Consider the following 17,209-nt stretch of genomic DNA (forward strand, 5'->3'; position numbering starts at 1 on the left):
CGAGCCGTTTCAAACGATCAGAGGAAATCTTCATGTCGATTCACACCCATACGCCGTCGGTGACGGCGCTCGACGGCCGCGGGCAGGCCGTGCGAACGATTGCATACCACCGTCGCGAGGCCGACGAGAAACCCGAGGCGCGTGTGACGCGCCACGTATTCGACGAGGCCGGCAGGCTCGTCAGCAGCATTGACCCGCGGCTGTTCGCGCGGGCCGAGCAAGGCGAGCGTGTCACACCGAATATGCAATATGCCTATGCTCTCGGCGGCCAGGTGCTGCGCACCGACAGCGTCGATGCCGGTTGGCGCGTGGAATTTTTCAATGACGCCGGGCAGGTGATGTTGGCATGGGACAGCCGGGGCGCACGGCGCCGCGTGCAATACGACGCGTTACAGCGACCGGTTGCGATTTACGAGCGTCCCGGCGCCGCAGGCGCCCGGGAGCAATGCGTCGAGCGCCTGGCGTACGGTGACAGGGCCGCCACGCATAATCGGCGTGGTCAATTGCTGCGCCACGACGACCCGGCCGGCACGCGCACGCTTGGCGGCTATGGCCTGAGCGGAAAGATACTTGGCGAAACGCGCCGCTTCCTGGCCTCTCCCGATGCGCCCGACTGGCCGGCCGACGTCGCCGCCCGTGACGCGCTACTGGAGGCCGAGGCCTACACGACGCGTTGGCGCTACAACGTGGCCGGCGCAATGATCAGCCAGACCGATGCGTGCGGGAATGAACAGGTATTTACCCATAACGTTGCCGGACAGCTCAAAACCTGCACGGTGCACCTTGCGGCGATGGAGGAAACCGTCGGACGCGGCAAGGCGCGGCGCACGCAGATGCTGCCCGCCCAGACGCAGAAGATCGTGACTTCGGTCGTGTACGACGCCAACGGGCAGGCGATCCGGGAGGATGCCGGCAATGGCGTGCGCACCACGCGCACCTATCGCACGACCGATCAGCGGCTGTTGCGCATTCATGCCCAGCGCGCCGACGGCACCGTGCTGCAGGACTTGCACTACGAATACGATCCGGTCGGCAATGTCACGCGCATGGAAGACAAATCCCAGCCGGTGACGCATTTTCGCAATCAGCGCGTCACGCCCGTATGCACTTATCGCTACGACACGCTTTATCAATTGATCGAGGCGACCGGGCGCGAAAGCGCCCATGCCGGACGGCAGGGCGCGGCGTTGCCGCCGCCGCTGCCGATCACGCCCGACGCGGGACAACTTGTCAACTACCGGCGCCGCTATGAATACGACGCAGGCAATAACCTGGTGAAGATACGTCATCATGGGGCGATGCAATACACCCAGGAGATGGTCGTGGCGCCCGACTCGAACCGGGCAGTGCCACAATGGGACGGCGTGACGCCGGCGACAGTTGATAGGTTCTTCGATGCCAATGGCAATCTCCTGCAGTTGGCGCCGGGCCAGCCGCTGTCCTGGAATGCTCGAAATCAGCTCGAGTCGGTGGTCTTGGCGGGCAATCATGATGATCAATAAGCGCGCTGTCGAACAATACCGCTATGGCGGCGACGGCCTGCGGGTATGCCAGGAGAGCGCCGCAAACCGGATGAGGCGCTTGCCGGGGCTGGAATTGCGCCGGCAGACGCAAGCGGGGCAGGCGCACTGGCAAGTCGTGCGCGCCGAGCGTGGCGGCATGCGTTGGCTGTGTTGGCGGTCGGGACGATCGCGGCGCACGCCCCAGCGGATCGCCAGGCACACGCTGGCCGATCATCTCGATTCGGCTACGGTCGAGTTGGACGAAGCGGCTCGCGTGGTCAGTCAGGAAGCGTTTTACCCTTATGGGGGCACGGCCGTCTGGGCGGCACGCAGTGCCGTCGAGGCGGTGTGCAAAACCCGCCGGTACGCCGGCCGCGAACGCGATGCGAGTGGTCTTGCCGACTACGGTCTGCGCACATATTCAACGTGGTTGGGTCGCTGGATCAATCCCGATCCGGCGGGAGCCGCCGATGGTCTGAATCGCTTCGCGTTCGTGCATGGCAATCCACTCACGCTGACGGATCGACATGGGCTCTCGGCGGTGGACGCTTTTTTGTGCGCGCAATTGGAGTTGGACGATGGGATGTTTCGCTACGACCTGATGACGACGTACGACACCGCTGATTGGAGCTCAATGCCGGCGTTGCCAGCGAGCACGCTGTCACTGCACGGACGCATTCTGAGCGCCGAGCAAATGCTGGGCGGCGAGCGCCTGGCGGCCTTGAGCGAATTCGAATCGAGTCAGGCGCGCGCGGCGATCGAAGGCGCGCTGGGGGTGGTGACGAGGGGCTTCAACGGTATGCTGAGCGGCCGCCACGAAGTCGATTGGATTGTTGCCGGCCTGACGCCGGAGGACGCCAGTTCCGCCGTCGCGGCGGGCATCACATCGCCTCAGCCATATGCCGGTGGCCGCCCGGCCATCGTCGTCAATGCGGGTTTGCTCGTGGTTGGCGAGCATGCGCGGGACCTGAGCGACTACGTACTCGACGAGATCGAGGACGTTGCTGCCGGGGTGCCCGAATATGCGGCCGACGTGTTGATCGGCGCGCGCCCACGCGCGGGCGCGGTGCGCGAATGGCTGGATCGTCAGGCGGAAGGCACGCTCGTGCACGAGCTAGGGCATGCATTACATATAGCGCGCAACCCGAGCGAGGTGTCGCGCTTCGTGACGACCGGCAGCCTGCACGACGGGCCACCCGATCCATTGCACGCAGTGCAGGAAGAGCGTTTTGCGCAGCGCCTGGGCCAGGCCATTGTGAGCAGGCATGCGCAGCAGGTGGGCGAGGCACTGGATGCGGGTGACTTGGCGCTGGCCTGCGAGCAGGGTCGCCAGGAATACCTGGCGGAAGCTTTCACTGCCTGGGCCTATGGCTTGCGGGGCATTGCGGCGGGCGCCGATCGGCGGGCAGTGATCCGACATTTCAATTTTTATGGGTGACGCATGGATGCAAGAGCATCGACGAAGGAATTGCTCGAGCTGCCCGGGGAACGCTATTGCTATGGCGGTGCCGGCGTGCGGCTGGGCAAGTCAAGCCCGGATCATAGGGTGCGCTATTTGCCGGGTCTCGAGTGGCGCATGGCCGGCCGAGCGCGCTGGCAAGTGGTCGCTGTGCGCGCCGGTGCGCGCGCGGCGTGTTGCGTGCGCTGGTGCGCTGGCCGGCCGCGGCAGGCCGAGTCGAGTCAAACCCGCCATCGCTTGGGCGACCATCAGGATTCGGCGACGCTTGAAATCGACGAACAGGCGCGCGTGTTGAATCGCGAAGTTTTCTACCCGTTCGGCGGCACAGCGCTTTGGTGTGCCGCGCATCAGGTCGAGGTCAAACTCAAGTCGTGTCGTCATGCGGCACAGGAGCGCGACGCCAGCGGCCTCGACGCCTATGCGTTTCGATACTACGCAGGTTGGCTGGGGCGATGGATCAGCGCCGATCCGGCCGGGCCGGTAGATGGATTGAACCTGTTCGCGATGGTTGGCAATAACCCGGTCACGCAACGCGATCCGCTGGGGCTGGCCGACGAGAGCGATCCGCTCGACCTGGTCCTCGCCGGGCTGGCGCTGGGGGCCTTCATGTGGGCCACGGCGCGTCTGCTGTGGCGATTCTGCCGAACAACGCAAACCCTGACCGAGCCTCGCGCGTGCGATATCGAGGCGCTGGGACGATGCTTGATGGATACGGCGCGGCTGGACAATATCGCCGACCAGCAGCGCTATGCGCGTCGCATTGGCGCTTATCTCGATGCATTTCATGACGCCTACGAGCACGCCGGGATGACCCGCCAGGCCAAGTATCATGGGCCGCGACACGATTGGCGCATGGTTGTGCATCGGCCCGAGCGTATCGTCGATTTGCGGATGCGAACGCCGGTCGGCGCGCGCGCCGAAATCGAGGCGGCTGCGCAGGGGGGCGATTATCAATATTTGGTAGCGCGCATTTTGTTGACGCCGAATGCCGAAGTGGTGCGCTATGCGATCACGCCGCTCAGGGAAGGGGGTGAGCATCCGCTGGCGGGGGCGCACTGGGGCGGCCAGGTTCGTCTGACCGAGGAAGCGCCGCAAGCGTCAGCCAGGCCCGGGCGCACGCGCGGCGCGGCAACCGCTTCGGCTGCGCCGCCCACGGCCGGTCCGAGCCGCGGCGGTGCGAGCGCCGCGCGTGGTGTGGCATGGGAGACCGAGGTCACATTCGGCCCGACATATTTGCGTCAGGCGGGCGGCTTCGACGAGCACCAGCGCGAAATTGCCACACGCGTGCTGGGCAATCTCACCGACGCCGGATGGCGCCGTCGCCATAGCCATGCGGTGGGCGGCCTGCGCAGTACGGCGCTGCCCAACTGGACGCGCACCGGTGGCGGGCTTGGTGCGTGGCGCATGTTGTTCAGCGAGCAGGGTCGCACGATCAACATCGAACGCATCGAGAATTATCACGAGGGCAAGAAGAAGCGTTTCAAGACATAAGGCCCGTCAGCGGGAACCATGCAGATTTTTTTTGCCGCCCAAGGGCGGCTTTTTTTGTGCAGGGAGCTATAGATGACGATTCAAATCGACAAGACGACCTACCGTGCCAAGGCCGTCAACGAGCGCGTGCGGTTTCTGGTGCTGCATTACACCGCGGCCCCTTTCAAAGGGTCGATCGAGGCGTTGACGGGCCCTAACGTGAGCGCCCATTACCTCGTGCCGGACAGCCGGCCCGACACTGTCTTTCAATTGGCTGAAGAAACGCGCCGTGCCTGGCATGCCGGGGTCAGCCACTGGCAAGGCAGGGATAATCTCAACGACACGTCGCTCGGTATCGAGATCGTCAATCTCGGTTTCACGCGCAAACCGGGCGAGGAGACCGTCTGGTATCCGTTCTCCGATGCGCAGATCGAGGCAGTGATGACGCTGGCCGGCGATATTGTGCAGCGTTACCGGATTCATCCGACCTGCGTGGTCGGTCATTCGGATATCGCGCCGGGCCGTAAATCCGATCCGGGGCCGCTGTTTCCATGGGAGCGGCTGGCGCGGCGCGGCGTCGGCGCCTGGCCCGATGCGGCCGAGGTGCGGGCTCGGCGCGAGCACGCCAATCCCAACGACGTGAAGGACTTACAGGAAAAACTGCGGCGCTACGGCTACCGGGTTGCCGTTACCGGGCGGCTCGATGAGCATAGCCATGACGTGGTGAAGGCGTTTCAAATGCACTTCCGGCCGGCGCAGTGCGATGGCCTGCCAGATGCCGAGACGGTGGCGATATTGGATGCCCTGCTGGAAAAATACCGTCGATAGCGGGCCACACTGATAAGCGTTACGCGACGAAAACGAACACCGAGCGCGTATCAAAAAAAAGCCCGCACTTGGCGGGCTTAAATCCATATCAGGAGGAGACATGGAGGAGACAACTGAAGTTTAGACCGATTTGATGCGGTGCACAATACGTAGTTTTACGTAATCTCTTCCCGTTCAAACGCAGAATCCGGGTAGCTGTCGGCATGCGTTGACTCGAAGCGTAGTGCTGTGGCGTGAGGCGGACGTTGCGCCGCAACAGGGCCAGTGACCGTCGCCCGGTGTCGGCGCAATGCCTTGGCAATGTGAATAATTGTCAAGATTCGTCGAGGTTTCTTGTCAGCGTTCGAGCTTGTCAATATAGTCAGATCGCCCGGTAGTGAGCCGACCGGGCGAGGGGGCGATCCTCGGCAAGCGGATCGCGGCGCGTCGGCATGCGGCAAGCCGATCGGGCGTGACAAATTGCTGGCCGCAAGGCTCGCGAGCGGCGTGGTGCTGGCACAACCGGCGCCACTGCCGAAAACCGTGGCAAACCACGAAGACGGCAGGAAAATGGACAAGCACAGGACGATCGATAGCCGGGCCGGGTCTCTCTTGAGCGATGCGTTAGCAATCCAACTGAATCTGCTGCATCGGTTTCTGCCGATGCGTGGCTGGATTGTCGCTCGCTGCGACGGTGCAACTGTCGATCTGCTCGCCACGGCGGGCGATCTCACGGCTGCCTCGGCCGGCGCGTTCGCGTGCCAATGCTTGTGCGATCCGCGCGCGCCGGAGGATGATCGTTTTACATATCGGCAATACGGCCAACGCGAAGTATCGGCACGAGGCGCCGAGCGGGCGGATGAGTGGTGCGTTACTCATCTGTTCCGGGCCGACCTGGCGCTGCCGGGCGATTCTCGCTATATCTGCGTGCTGGGATTGCAATCACAAGCTCAAACGGTGTCGCTGCGTTCGGCCGAGATCGAATTGTGTTTGAGCGCATTGCTGAGAACGCTGCGCTTGCATGAGGCATTGGTCGAAACCGAAACGAAGATGCGCATGACAAGACATGAAGCCTCGCGGGATGCCCTGACCGGCGTCTTGAACCGGGCCGGCTGGGATGATTACTTGCGGCAAATCAACGCCGAGTTGGGCAATGCCGGCGATGACACTCGCTGTGATGCCCTGGTGGGGTTCCTCGACCTGGATTTCCTGAAGTGCATCAACGACCGCTTCGGCCATGTCGCCGGAGATGACGTCCTCAAGCGCACCGCACGCACGGTCCAGGCGGTGTTGCGGCAGCGCGACTGCGTGGCGCGCCTGGGTGGCGATGAATTCGCCATTTTGCTGCCCCACGTTACCCCGCGTGGCGCCGAACTGCTCAAGGCTCGCCTGACGGCCGCATTGCGCGCGGCCGATATTTCCGTGTCAATCGGCTTTGCGCTGCAATCGGAGGCGGGCTCGCTGGACGAAGCGGTCAAATTGGCCGATGCGCGGATGTATCGAAACAAACGCAACCGGCCGTTGGCGGTTCGCCACCTGGACAGCGTTTTCGCCTGCTCCGCCTAAGCGTCAAACTATTCCCCGACTACCCACCAGCCGAGCCCGCAGGGCGCATGGCTGACGCCACATCGTCGCGCCGGCATTAACGCAGTACCGGCACGACTCATACGATCCCGCCCCGCACCCTGCGCAGGTCCAGGGTGCGCCTCCTTTTTTCAAACATCTGCCGCACCGCGCGCATCATCCGTCGCGCCGCTTTCGTCCCGAAATCCGCAGGGGCGGTCGCTATCAACGTAAACCCCGACACGAAATTTCTTGTCCCTGCGATTCCTCATGGTTATATTTTATATAGATATGATTTATTACGATGAGATAAAACATGAGCGACGACATCTTGCTGAAAAACATCGGCCCGGTCGCGGTGATCACACTGAACCGGCCGGCCAAGCTCAACGCATGGACCACGCCGATGCGCAATCAGATCATTGCGGCTCTCGAGCGCTTCGATACCGACGCGAGTGTGGCGGCCATCATCATGACCGGCGCCGGCGACCGCGCATTCTCGGCGGGGCAGGACCTCTCCGAGGCGCATGACTTCGACGGCGCGCGAGCGGTGGCCTGGGTCAAGGAATGGGAGCGCTATTACGACGTGCTGCGCAGCCTCAGCAAGCCGTTGGTGATGGCGCTCAACGGCACGGCCGCCGGCTCGGCATTCCAGGTGGCGCTACTGGGCGACATCCGGGTCGGCCATCCGGGCGTGCGCATGGGGCAGCCGGAAATCAACTCCGGCATCGCCAGCACCACCGGACCGTGGATCATGAATGCGATGCTTGGCATGTCGCGCACTATCGAATTGACGTTGACGGGGCGCTTGATGGAGGCCGAAGAATGTCACCGGATCGGCCTGATCCATCACCTGGTGCCGGCCGAGCAAGTCTTCGATAAAGCGCTCGAGGTCGCCCGGAGCCTGGCGGCCAAGCCGCCGGTGGCAATGCGCCTGGACAAGCAGCGCTTTCGTGAAATGACCGAAGCGGGTTTCCGGGACTGTATCGAGGCCGGCATGCGGATTCAGCGCGAGGCATACGACTCGGGCGAACCGGCGCGCATGATGGAAGCGTTTTTCCAACAACGCCGGAAGTAGTGCTGCACCACAGGTGCGCCGCGCACAGGGGTGCCGGCGCTTTTTTGTGACTGACCAATGTATTTGTCTTCAGGAGTGCGTCATGAATCAGCCCAGTAATCCGAATCGCCGCCGTCTGCTGAAAACCGCTGGGACCCTGGCATTGGCCAGTGCGTTGCCCAGCGTGGTGCATGGCGAGTCCAGGCAGATCATCGTGTCCGATCCGGGCGGGCCATATACCAAGGCTTACCGGGTGGCGTTCTACGATCCGTTCGAGCAGGCAACCGGGATCAAGGTGGTGAGCATGGCGCGCGAGTCCCAGCCGGTGACGCAATTTGCCGCGATGGTGAAGACCAGAAACTACATTTGGGACGTGACAACGCTAACCATTTCGGACGATGTGCCTTATCTCGAGGCACATGGCTTCCTGGAGCCCATCGGCCTGAAGCCAAGCGATTACCCGAATGTGATGCCCGAGGCGATCACGCCGGATTGGCTCGGCGTCGATGTGTATGCCACTGTGCTGGCCTACCGTACCGACAAATTCAAAACGCAAGGGCCGCGGTCCTGGGCTGACTTCTGGGACGTCAAGAAATTCCCGGGGCGGCGCAGCTTGCGTCGCAATCCGATCGACACGCTTGAGCAGGCGCTGATGGCCGACGGCGTACCGCTGGACAAGCTGTACCCGATCGACGTCGAGCGGGCCTTCAAGAGTCTGGACCGTATCAAGCCGCACATTAATCTCTGGTGGACGTCCGGCGCGCAGGCCATGCAGGCGATCCAGAATGGCGACGTCGACATGATTTCGACCTGGAATGGGCGGGCTCAGGCAGCCATCGACAATGGCGCGCCGGTACGCATCAATTGGCGCGAAGGCCTTTATTCGGTCGAGGGATGGGGCATTCCCAAGGGGACGCCGCACGCCGAGATGGCCAAGCAGTTTGTGCGCTTTTGCGCGGATGCCAAGCGCCAGGCGGCCTTTACTCCCGATTTGGCTTACGGCCCGACCAATCTGAAGGCCTTCGACATGATCCCGGCCAAGCGCGCGGCAATCTTGCCGACCGCACCGGATAACCTGCGCGACATGCGCTTGCCGAGCCCGCAGTGGTGGGCCAAGAATCGCGCGGCGGTCACCGAGCGCTTCAACACCTGGATCATTTCCTGATTTCGTGTATTCGCGCCGAGTTTCATCATGCCGCCCAAACTCCAGACGGTCGGGTTGACCAAATCCTACCGGGACACCGTGGCCCTGGCCCCGACCCATCTGAGTGTCGAGGCCGGCGAGTTTCTCACCTTGCTCGGCCCTTCCGGTTCAGGCAAGACCACACTGCTGCAGATGATCTCCGGGCTGGTGCCCCCCAGCGCCGGACAGATCTTCATCGATGGTCGTGACGCTACCATGGAGCCGGCCGGCAAGCGCGGCATTGGCATGGTATTTCAAAGCTATGCGCTGTTTCCGCATATGAATGTATGGGACAACGTAGCGTACGGCCTGCGCATGCGACGCACCGGTCGCGAGGAGTTGCGCCGGGCGGTCGATGCGGCATTGGCAATGGTGTGCATGCAGGACTACGCGCAGCGCTTGCCGCGCGAGCTCTCCGGCGGGCAGCAGCAGCGCATTGCGCTGGCGCGCTGCTTCGCTTATCGGCCGTCGATCATCCTGCTCGACGAACCGCTGGGCGCGCTGGACAAGAAGCTGCGCGAACACATGCAACTCGAGATTCGCCGCCTGCATCGCGAGTTGGGCGCGACTTTCATTTACGTCACGCACGACCAGGACGAGGCACTGACGCTGTCCGATCGCATCTGCCTGATGAACCAGGCCCGCGTCGAGCAGATCGGCACGCCGGCCGAACTATATGACCGCCCCGCCACGCGTTTTGCGGCGGACTTTCTGGGCCACTCCAACCTGCTCGACGGCCATGTGGAAGCGTGCGAGGGCGCCACGCCGGTATTGCGCATCGGCGAGCACACCGTCTCGCTGCCCGAATTCCCGGAACCACCGCTGGCCGGCGCGGCAGTCTGCCTGCTGGTGCGACCCGAGGCGGCGCAGCTCACGGCGCCAGGGAACGGCTGGCTGGCGGGGACGGTCGACGAGGTGGTTTTCCTCGGCAGCGACACGCGGGCGATTGTCGCATTGCCTGACGCTCGCCGTTTCAGCGTGCGTTGTGACCGCCGCCAATCGCCGTATGTGGGCGAGCACGTGGGCGTGACCTGGGATGCGGCGCGGGCCACGCTGCTGGCCTGTTGAGGAGAGGGCGATGCGCAAGTCCGATACGCTGTCCGAGCATCCGCCCAGCGGCACGATGTCCGCGCCGCCGGCCTGGCGCCGCAGCGCCGCCGCGCTGCGGGGCAATCTGTTGCCGGCGCTGCCGGCTCTGCTGTTCCTGCTGGTGTTTTTCGTCACGCCGGTCGCGCAGATTCTGCGCGGCGGCTTCGAAGGCGCTGGCGGCGCTTTTGGTCTCGGCCAGTTCGCGCGCATCGCGCACACGCCGGTCTATGCGAAGGTGCTGTGGACGACGTTCTGGATCTCGCTGCTGACCGCGGCCCTGTCGGTGCTGTTGGGCTATCCGGTGGCCTATCTGCTGAGTCGACTGGGGTCGCGGGCGCGGCAGCGTTGGTTACTCTGGATCATGCTGCCATTCTGGACCAGTTACCTGGTCAAGACCTATGCGTGGATGCTGATGCTGTCGAAAAGCGGGGTATTTGCCACGCTGGCATTAAGCCTGGGCCTGGTCGCCCATACCAGCGGCGTCATCCCGTCGCTCACCGGGGTGCTGATCGGCATGGTCCACGGCATGCTGCCGCTGGCCGTGATGACCATGCTGCCGATCATGCGGGGCATCAGCGACCAACTCGTGCAGGCCGCGCAAACGCTTGGGGCTGACCGGGCGATGGGATTTTTCACGGTATTCCTGCCGCTGTCCGCGCCAAGCGCCGCGGCCGCCGGCCTGCTGGTTTTCATCACCAGCCTGGGTTTCTTTATCGTGCCGTCGCTGCTGGGCACGCCACACCAGACGATGATCGCGCAATTGGTGATCTCATCGGTGCTCGACCTGTTCGATCTGCATTTTGCCGGAGCGCTGGCCACCGTGCTGCTGCTGTGCGCGCTGGTGGTGTTCGTGGTCTACGACAAGCTGGTTGGCCTGTCCTCGCTCAGCGGCGAGGCACCTCAGCGCAGGGGGAGGGCGGGCGGCGGCCGAGCCATGCCAATGCTGATCGGCGCAGGCCGACTGGCCGGCTGGCTGCCGGGCAGCGCCCGGGTGCGCGAGGCCGACGCCGTCGGTCCGCTCAAAGTGATCTGCGCGGGGTTGGTGGTCGCGCTCGTGTTGCCGGTATTCGCGGTAATCCCGGTCGCATTTACGCGCAGCGCATTCGTTGCCTTCCCGCCCAAGCTGTTCAGTCTGAAATGGTTCGTGAAGTTCTTCACCTCGGAAGTCTGGCAAAGCGCGCTGATCCGCTCGTTTGAGGTCGGTCTGTCGACTGCGCTGCTGGCGCTGCTCCTGGGCTTTGGCGCGACGCTCGCGCTTGCGCGTCTGGCGCCGCGCTGGACCAAGCCGATGTTTGCGTTTTTCATTGCGCCACTGATCGTGCCGCGCATCGTGATCGCCGTCGGCCTGCTATATCTGTTGGCCGATTTCCATTTGGTGGGGACCGATCTGGGGCTTGTCGTCGGGCATACCGTGCTGGCCTTGCCTTATGTGGTGGTGACGCTGGCTGCTGCGTTCCGGGCCTTCGATTGGCAGCTCGACGATGCGGCCAAGATCCTGGGCGCATCGCCCGCAGCGCGCCTGCGAACCGTGCTGCTGCCGCTGCTGTTGACGAGCCTGGGGGCGGCATTTCTGTTTGCGTTCATAGTCTCGTTCGACGACCTGACAATCGCGATTTTCGTCAGCGGCGGCATCAAGACCACGTTGCCCAAGCAGATGTGGGACAGCATTCAGTTAGCCGTCACGCCGACCCTGGCCGCAGCGGCAACCTCGCTGGTAGTGCTCATTGCACTGCTCGTATCGATCTTCTCCTTCTTCAAACGTCAGAGTCGGTAATGCATCCTTACCCGGACTATTTCCCGCGGCGCTATGCGGCGGACCAGCTTGACACCGCGCCGCTGATTTTCGCTGGACTCTCGGCCGACACCGAGCGCCCGGTCGTCGCGTTCGACGGCCAGGCCATCGCCAGGCCGGCTTTGCGGCAACAAGTCGCCGGCTGGCAGGCATGGCTGCGCGCGCGCGCATTGTGCGGTGGCGACCGTGTCGCGGTCATGCTCGAGAACAGTGCCGAGCAGATCGCGCTGATTTATGCCTTGATCCTCAGCGGGCTGGTTTGGGTGCCGGTCAATACGAAGCTGCGTGGCATGGGGCTGCGCTATCTGATGGAGCACGCCGAGCCACGCTTGCTGGTAAGCGAGGCGGCCTTCGATGCGGTGCTCGACGAGGCGGGCGTGCAGCCGGCCGTGCGCGCGCGTCTGGCCAGCGCAGTGGCGGAATTGCCGCGAGATGCCGAGATCGTCCCACCGGCCGCGCGCCATGACGACCCGTTGTGCATCATCTACACCTCGGGCACCACCGGGGCGCCAAAGGGCGTGATCTTCACCCACCGGATGATGCGCATCTCGGGCGAGGCCGCGCTGCTCGTAGCGGATGCCCGCGCCGCCGACCGGCTGTTTCTGTGGGAGCCGCTGTGCCATATCGGCGGCGCACAGATGTTGCTGCTGCCATTTCTGGAAGATGTGGAGCTGCACGTCGTGAGCCGGTTTTCCGCCAGTCAGTTCTGGCAGCAATTCACGCGCGCGCGGGCGACGCAATTGCATTATCTGGGTGGCATTCTGGATATTCTGATGCGTTTGCCGGCCGATGCCCAACCGGCTGAACACACGTTGCGCGTGGCCTGGGGCGCGGGGGTGACGGCCGGTGCCTGGCAAGCGATTCGCGAGCGTCTGAAGTGCGAGTTGCGAGAGTGCTACGGCATGACGGAATGCTCGAGTTTCGCCACGCTCAACGACACCGGCAAACCCGGTTCGATCGGGCGCCCGCTGCCATGGCTGCGGCTCGAACTGCTCGATGACGAAGGCCGCGAGGTGCCGCCCGGACAGAGTGGCGAGATCGTTTTGTCGAGCGACGTCGACGGCGTGTTTCTGGCTGGCTATCTGCACAACGACGCGGCTACCCGCGCTGCGCTACGTGGCGGCAAGCTCCATACGGGCGACGCGGCACGGCGTGACGCCGAGGGTGACCTGTTCTTCGTGGGGCGGCGCACCGACAGCATGCGCGTGCGCGGCGAGAACGTGTCCGCCTGGGAAATCGAGCGAGTCTTCGCAGCGCATCCGGCAGTGCACATGTCGGCCGCGCTGGGCGTCGCATCGTCGGTTGGCGAGCAAGAGATTTTGCTGTGCGTGCAGTTTCGCGACAATGCCGCGGCTGACTGGCCGGCGCTGGTCGATTGGGCCGCGAAAGCCCTGGCCAGTTTCCAATTGCCCCGCTATTATCGGCGGGTCGAGTACTTCGAAATGACGCCGAGCGAGCGGATCAAGAAGCATTTGCTCTCGCGCGACATCGACGACGCGTGGGACCGGCTGGCGCGATAGGGGCGGGCTCATGTCAAACCCCTGCTTGTCGCCATCGGGCTGGCGCTCACGAGGCACGACAGGTGGCTCGAAGCAGAATTATCGAATAGAAATAATATTTGTCGATGTGAGATAATATCTGCCGAGCCAACTCCTCGCGTGCCGCCATGGTGACCAAAGCCAAGACACCTCCCGCCAAGTCAGTCGAACCTGGTGTCAAAGTGATCGCGCCGGTAGACCCGGCACTGACTGAATCGTCACTGTATGTGCAGTCGGTCGAAAAGGCGATGAAGGTACTGACGGCATTCGACGGGACCAAGCGGCAACTGACGTTATCGGAGATCGCGGCCCTGACGGGTTTCGACGTCAGCACCGCGCAGCGCTTCACCTACACGCTGACCGTGCTCGGCTACCTGAGCAAGGATGCCGAACGCAAGACTTACGAGCTCTCGCCGCGCCTGCTCGATTTCACTTATCACTACCTCACTTCGAGCGAACTGGTGAGCCGCGCGGCGCCATACTTGCAGCAACTCGGCGCGGAAACCGAGGAAGCCACAAATCTGACCGTGCTCGACGACACCGATATCGTGTTCGTGCTGCGCATTGTCAGCCGCAATGTGTTCAATGCCAACGTCATCGTCGGCTCCCGTCTGTCGGCCTACTGTACCGCGCCCGGCCTGGCCATCCTCTCGACGCTGCCCGATGCCCAGGTCGACGACATCCTGGCGCGCACCCACCTGGTTGCGCACACGCCCTCGACCGTTACCAGCGTGAAGAAGATCAAGGAGCGGCTCGCCCTGATCCGGCGCGCCGGCTATGCGCACACCGAAGACGAATACTTCATGGGCGATATTTCCACTGCGGCGCCGATCCGAGGATCCCACGGCCGGGGCATCGGTGCCGTCAATATCGCCGTGGCTCGGCCGCGCTGGAACGCCGAGCGAGATGAGCGCCGCTTCGCGGATCTGGTTATATCGACGGCCTCGGCTATTTCCCAGCATCGCCGGTTCGAGCAAGGATGAAGCTTGCGTTGCCTTAGTTTGAAATGTAGTATGTGATATATCAAAAGAAATGCGACATTCAAACTGGGAGACAAGGCATGAAGATCTGCATCTATGGTGCCGGCGCGATCGGCGGCTATATGGGCGCGAAACTGGCGATGGCTGGCGCCGACGTGAGTTTCGTGGCTCGCGGCAAGCATTTGGCGGCCATGCAGGAGCGCGGCGTGCGGTTGCGGGAGGAGGGCACCGAACACACGGTGCCGGTGCGTTGCACCGACAATCCCGCTGAACTCGGCCCGCAGGACTACCTTCTCATCACCCTCAAGGCGCACTCGGTGCCGGCCGTGGTCGATGCCATGCAGCCGCTGCTCGGGCCCGACACTGCGGTGGTGACGGGCATCAATGGCATCCCATACTGGTATTTTCATGACTATGGTGGCGACCTGGCCGGCACAGTGCTGCAAAGCGTCGATCCGGGTGGCAAGCAATGGCATGGGCTGGGTCCGCAGCGGGCGATTGGCTGCGTGCTCTACCCGGCAACCGAAATCGTCGAGCCAGGCGTTATCAAGCATGTGTACGGCAAGAAATTCCCGATCGGCGAGCCGAGCGGGGCGCGCACGCCACGCGTCGAGCGATTGCATGAAATCATGACCCGTGCCGGACTGGAAGCGCCGATTCGCGAAGATATCCGCGACGAAATCTGGCTCAAGCTGTGGGGCAATCTTTGCTTCAACCCGATCAGCGCCCTCACGCATGCCACGCTGGATGTGATTGCCGGCGATCCGGGCACGCGCGCGCTGGCCAAAACCATGATGCTCGAGGCGCAAGGTATTGCCGAGCATCTCGGTGCGCATTTCCGGGTCGGCGTGGAACGCCGCATCGATGGCGCCGGGGCGGTCGGCGCGCACAAAACATCGATGCTGCAGGACTTGCTGCATGGCCGGCCCATGGAAATCGATCCGCTGCTGACCGTGGTTCAGGAAATGGGCCGGCTTGCGCAAATGCCGACACCCACTATCGATATCGTCCTTGCGTTGATCAAGCAGCGTGAGCGCATGGCACTGGCCGCCTGAGCCGCTCGGGACCGAAGCGCGGCTCGCCCTGCACGGAGCCGCGTGCTCTGCCGGGCATCGGGCATGGTCAGATCATCCGACACGTTGTACACTGTATATCAACCATTGATACGTCGGCCTCATCAATGGTCGAGAAAAAAGCAATCGGGGGCAATTTAGAGCATTCGTTCAGTCTGTGGTATATCAGATACAAAATAATTGACGTCTGCTGCGGTGCAGCATATGATGGCGACATGAGTTAAGTTTTTGATGTTCGTTTTTTAACTTTTGGAGCTTGTCATGGAAATGCTGTCCCTCGGGTTGTTGGCTGTTCTTTTGGTTTCTACGGGTGCTGTGCTGACAGGCCTGCTGGCCGAGCGTCTGCCGTCGGCGGTTACCGCGCGTGCCGACGAAGGCCGTTTCGCTGGCCTGGGCGATGCGCAGCCGGCACATGATGACCAACGTGCGACCGTGACGACAGGTACTCGTCCGAGCGTTATTTAATGAGAGATGAATGTCCGCTGAAGCCCACTCCGAGATCCGTTCGAACGCGCTAGCGTTGTCGCTGCAGCCTATCAACGCCGGCGCCAGCCTGCGCGATCAGGCGTACGCCATGCTCAAGCAGGCGATCGCCGATGCAGATATCTACCAGTCGCGGGAGCCCGTGCGCCTGGATGAGCGGGTGCTCAGCGAGGCGCTCGGCGTCAGCCGGACACCCATTCGGGAAGCGATGACGCTGCTCGAGCAAGAGGGTTTTCTGCGCACCGTGCCGCGTCGCGGCATCTATATTCAGCGCAAAACCAAGCGCGAGATCGTCGAGATGATCCAGATGTGGGGCGCGCTGGAGAGCATGGCCGCGCGCCTGGCCACGCTGCACGCCAGCGACCAGGAGATTGCCGCGCTGCGTCATATGTTTGACGATTTTCGCGACACCACGCCTGCGGAGCACATTCAAGAATACTCCGACGCCAACATTGCGTTTCACCAGGCGATCGTCGAGCTGTCGAAATCGCAGATCATTCTCGAGACCATCAAGAATCTGTTCGTACACGTGCGGGCAATCCGCAAGCTGACGATTTCGCAGAGCGATCGCGCCTCGCGCTCGATCGTCGACCACCTGCGCATCATCGAGGCGCTGGAAAAGCGCGATACCGAGCTGGCCGAAAAGCTGGTTCGCCAACATTCACTCGATCTGGCCGATTACGTCGAGGCGCACTGCGACTTCCTCGACTGAGCACGCGCCGCATAGCGGCACCGCCATCGTCTGAAAAACCGCGCCAGGGTCTGATGCCCGGCGCGGTTTTTTTGTCTGCGCCAGAGGCGCAACACGCCATTTCCCTGACATAAAAATTGGCTTTAAGCCATAAAAAAAAGTCGAAATAGGGCTTGTTAAAATCTGATATATCACATATCGTATGTCAACGGGATCGAACCCCTTGTTTCGCAAACGCGCGATAGCCTGAGGCGGGTTGTCGATGTGCAGGACCGGCAGCGCGGCGGTTGCGGTACGAACAACGGGCGACGGTCACGCTAAACCTGATCACAGTTCAAATACTCATTGTCGAAGGAGACAACTATGTCTGCAGTCGTCAACAACCGCACGGATTCGACCACCGCCGAAGACACCCTGAAACAAAAGACCCGGGACGCGGGGATTGTTTCGGGCGGCCACCTGGTGGCCAAGGCGCTCAAGGCGGAGGGGGTGGATACGATATTCACGCTGTGCGGGGGGCAC

14 protein-coding genes are annotated in these 17,209 nt (G+C 62.9%); all 14 read left to right on the forward strand.

What is annotated here, in order from left to right:
• Window positions 1-32 precede the first annotated feature (32 nt).
• The 14 genes from EPN80_RS15890 (at window position 33) to EPN80_RS15955 (ending at window position 16,708) form a co-directional block, all read left to right on the forward strand.
• Entirely contained in the window at window positions 33-1,502 is a 1,470-nt protein-coding gene (locus EPN80_RS15890) for a hypothetical protein (protein WP_293029347.1), read from the forward strand.
• A complete protein-coding gene (locus EPN80_RS15895; RefSeq protein ID WP_293029350.1) occupies window positions 1,489-2,940 on the forward strand; it encodes an RHS repeat-associated core domain-containing protein in 1,452 nt (483 codons plus the stop codon). Before EPN80_RS15890 ends, EPN80_RS15895 begins: the two co-directional genes overlap by 14 nt.
• A gap of 3 nt (window positions 2,941-2,943) precedes the next feature.
• On the forward strand, window positions 2,944-4,452 hold the full coding sequence (locus tag EPN80_RS15900; protein WP_293029353.1) for an RHS repeat-associated core domain-containing protein: 1,509 nt from the start codon (window positions 2,944-2,946) through the stop codon (window positions 4,450-4,452).
• A 72-nt stretch (window positions 4,453-4,524) separates the two neighbouring features.
• The gene (locus EPN80_RS15905; protein ID WP_293029356.1) at window positions 4,525-5,259 is read left to right on the forward strand and encodes an N-acetylmuramoyl-L-alanine amidase; all 735 of its coding nucleotides are present in this window, start codon (window positions 4,525-4,527) and stop codon (window positions 5,257-5,259) included.
• A 522-nt stretch (window positions 5,260-5,781) separates the two neighbouring features.
• On the forward strand, window positions 5,782-6,804 hold the full coding sequence (locus EPN80_RS15910; protein WP_293029358.1) for a GGDEF domain-containing protein: 1,023 nt from the start codon (window positions 5,782-5,784) through the stop codon (window positions 6,802-6,804).
• A 313-nt stretch (window positions 6,805-7,117) separates the two neighbouring features.
• Window positions 7,118-7,879, forward strand: coding sequence for an enoyl-CoA hydratase/isomerase family protein (locus EPN80_RS15915; RefSeq protein WP_293029361.1), 762 nt, complete (start codon window positions 7,118-7,120; stop codon window positions 7,877-7,879).
• Between the two features lie 82 nt (window positions 7,880-7,961).
• Complete coding sequence (locus EPN80_RS15920; protein ID WP_293029364.1) at window positions 7,962-9,023, forward strand: ABC transporter substrate-binding protein; 1,062 nt, start codon at window positions 7,962-7,964, stop codon at window positions 9,021-9,023.
• A 27-nt stretch (window positions 9,024-9,050) separates the two neighbouring features.
• Window positions 9,051-10,109, forward strand: a complete 1,059-nt coding sequence (locus EPN80_RS15925) for an ABC transporter ATP-binding protein (protein WP_293029367.1) — start codon at window positions 9,051-9,053, stop codon at window positions 10,107-10,109.
• A 55-nt stretch (window positions 10,110-10,164) separates the two neighbouring features.
• Window positions 10,165-11,904 carry an ABC transporter permease subunit gene (locus tag EPN80_RS15930; protein ID WP_293029392.1) on the forward strand — a complete coding sequence of 580 codons (1,740 nt, stop codon included), beginning with the start codon at window positions 10,165-10,167 and terminating at the stop codon, window positions 11,902-11,904.
• Window positions 11,904-13,442: an AMP-binding protein gene (locus tag EPN80_RS15935; protein WP_293029370.1), complete on the forward strand. Its 1,539-nt coding sequence runs from the start codon at window positions 11,904-11,906 to the stop codon at window positions 13,440-13,442. Before EPN80_RS15930 ends, EPN80_RS15935 begins: the two co-directional genes overlap by 1 nt.
• Window positions 13,443-13,588: 146 nt before the next feature.
• Window positions 13,589-14,443, forward strand: coding sequence for an IclR family transcriptional regulator C-terminal domain-containing protein (locus EPN80_RS15940; protein WP_293029372.1), 855 nt, complete (start codon window positions 13,589-13,591; stop codon window positions 14,441-14,443).
• 77 nt (window positions 14,444-14,520) lie between these two features.
• Window positions 14,521-15,495 carry a 2-dehydropantoate 2-reductase gene (locus EPN80_RS15945; protein ID WP_293029375.1) on the forward strand — a complete coding sequence of 325 codons (975 nt, stop codon included), beginning with the start codon at window positions 14,521-14,523 and terminating at the stop codon, window positions 15,493-15,495.
• A 279-nt stretch (window positions 15,496-15,774) separates the two neighbouring features.
• The gene (locus tag EPN80_RS15950; RefSeq protein WP_293029378.1) at window positions 15,775-15,978 is read left to right on the forward strand and encodes a hypothetical protein; all 204 of its coding nucleotides are present in this window, start codon (window positions 15,775-15,777) and stop codon (window positions 15,976-15,978) included.
• Window positions 15,979-15,988: 10 nt separating this feature from the next.
• Entirely contained in the window at window positions 15,989-16,708 is a 720-nt protein-coding gene (locus EPN80_RS15955; RefSeq protein WP_293029381.1) for a GntR family transcriptional regulator, read from the forward strand.
• Window positions 16,709-17,209 lie beyond the last annotated feature (501 nt).

This window comes from Pandoraea sp., from assembly GCF_004297875.1.
GTDB lineage: Bacteria > Pseudomonadota > Gammaproteobacteria > Burkholderiales > Burkholderiaceae > Pandoraea.

Bases quoted from the DNA above. Each gene is read 5' to 3' on its own strand.
- EPN80_RS15890 (WP_293029347.1), top strand. From the start codon at position 33: ATGTCGATTCACACCCATACGCCGTCGGTGACGGCGCTCGACGGCCGC.
- EPN80_RS15895 (WP_293029350.1), top strand. From the start codon at position 1,489: ATGATGATCAATAAGCGCGCTGTCGAACAATACCGCTATGGCGGCGAC.
- EPN80_RS15900 (WP_293029353.1), top strand. From the start codon at position 2,944: ATGGATGCAAGAGCATCGACGAAGGAATTGCTCGAGCTGCCCGGGGAA.
- EPN80_RS15905 (WP_293029356.1), top strand. From the start codon at position 4,525: ATGACGATTCAAATCGACAAGACGACCTACCGTGCCAAGGCCGTCAAC.
- EPN80_RS15915 (WP_293029361.1), top strand. From the start codon at position 7,118: ATGAGCGACGACATCTTGCTGAAAAACATCGGCCCGGTCGCGGTGATC.
- EPN80_RS15920 (WP_293029364.1), top strand. From the start codon at position 7,962: ATGAATCAGCCCAGTAATCCGAATCGCCGCCGTCTGCTGAAAACCGCT.
- EPN80_RS15925 (WP_293029367.1), top strand. From the start codon at position 9,051: ATGCCGCCCAAACTCCAGACGGTCGGGTTGACCAAATCCTACCGGGAC.
- EPN80_RS15930 (WP_293029392.1), top strand. From the start codon at position 10,165: ATGTCCGCGCCGCCGGCCTGGCGCCGCAGCGCCGCCGCGCTGCGGGGC.
- EPN80_RS15935 (WP_293029370.1), top strand. From the start codon at position 11,904: ATGCATCCTTACCCGGACTATTTCCCGCGGCGCTATGCGGCGGACCAG.
- EPN80_RS15940 (WP_293029372.1), top strand. From the start codon at position 13,589: ATGGTGACCAAAGCCAAGACACCTCCCGCCAAGTCAGTCGAACCTGGT.
- EPN80_RS15945 (WP_293029375.1), top strand. From the start codon at position 14,521: ATGAAGATCTGCATCTATGGTGCCGGCGCGATCGGCGGCTATATGGGC.
- EPN80_RS15950 (WP_293029378.1), top strand. From the start codon at position 15,775: ATGGAAATGCTGTCCCTCGGGTTGTTGGCTGTTCTTTTGGTTTCTACG.
- EPN80_RS15955 (WP_293029381.1), top strand. From the start codon at position 15,989: ATGTCCGCTGAAGCCCACTCCGAGATCCGTTCGAACGCGCTAGCGTTG.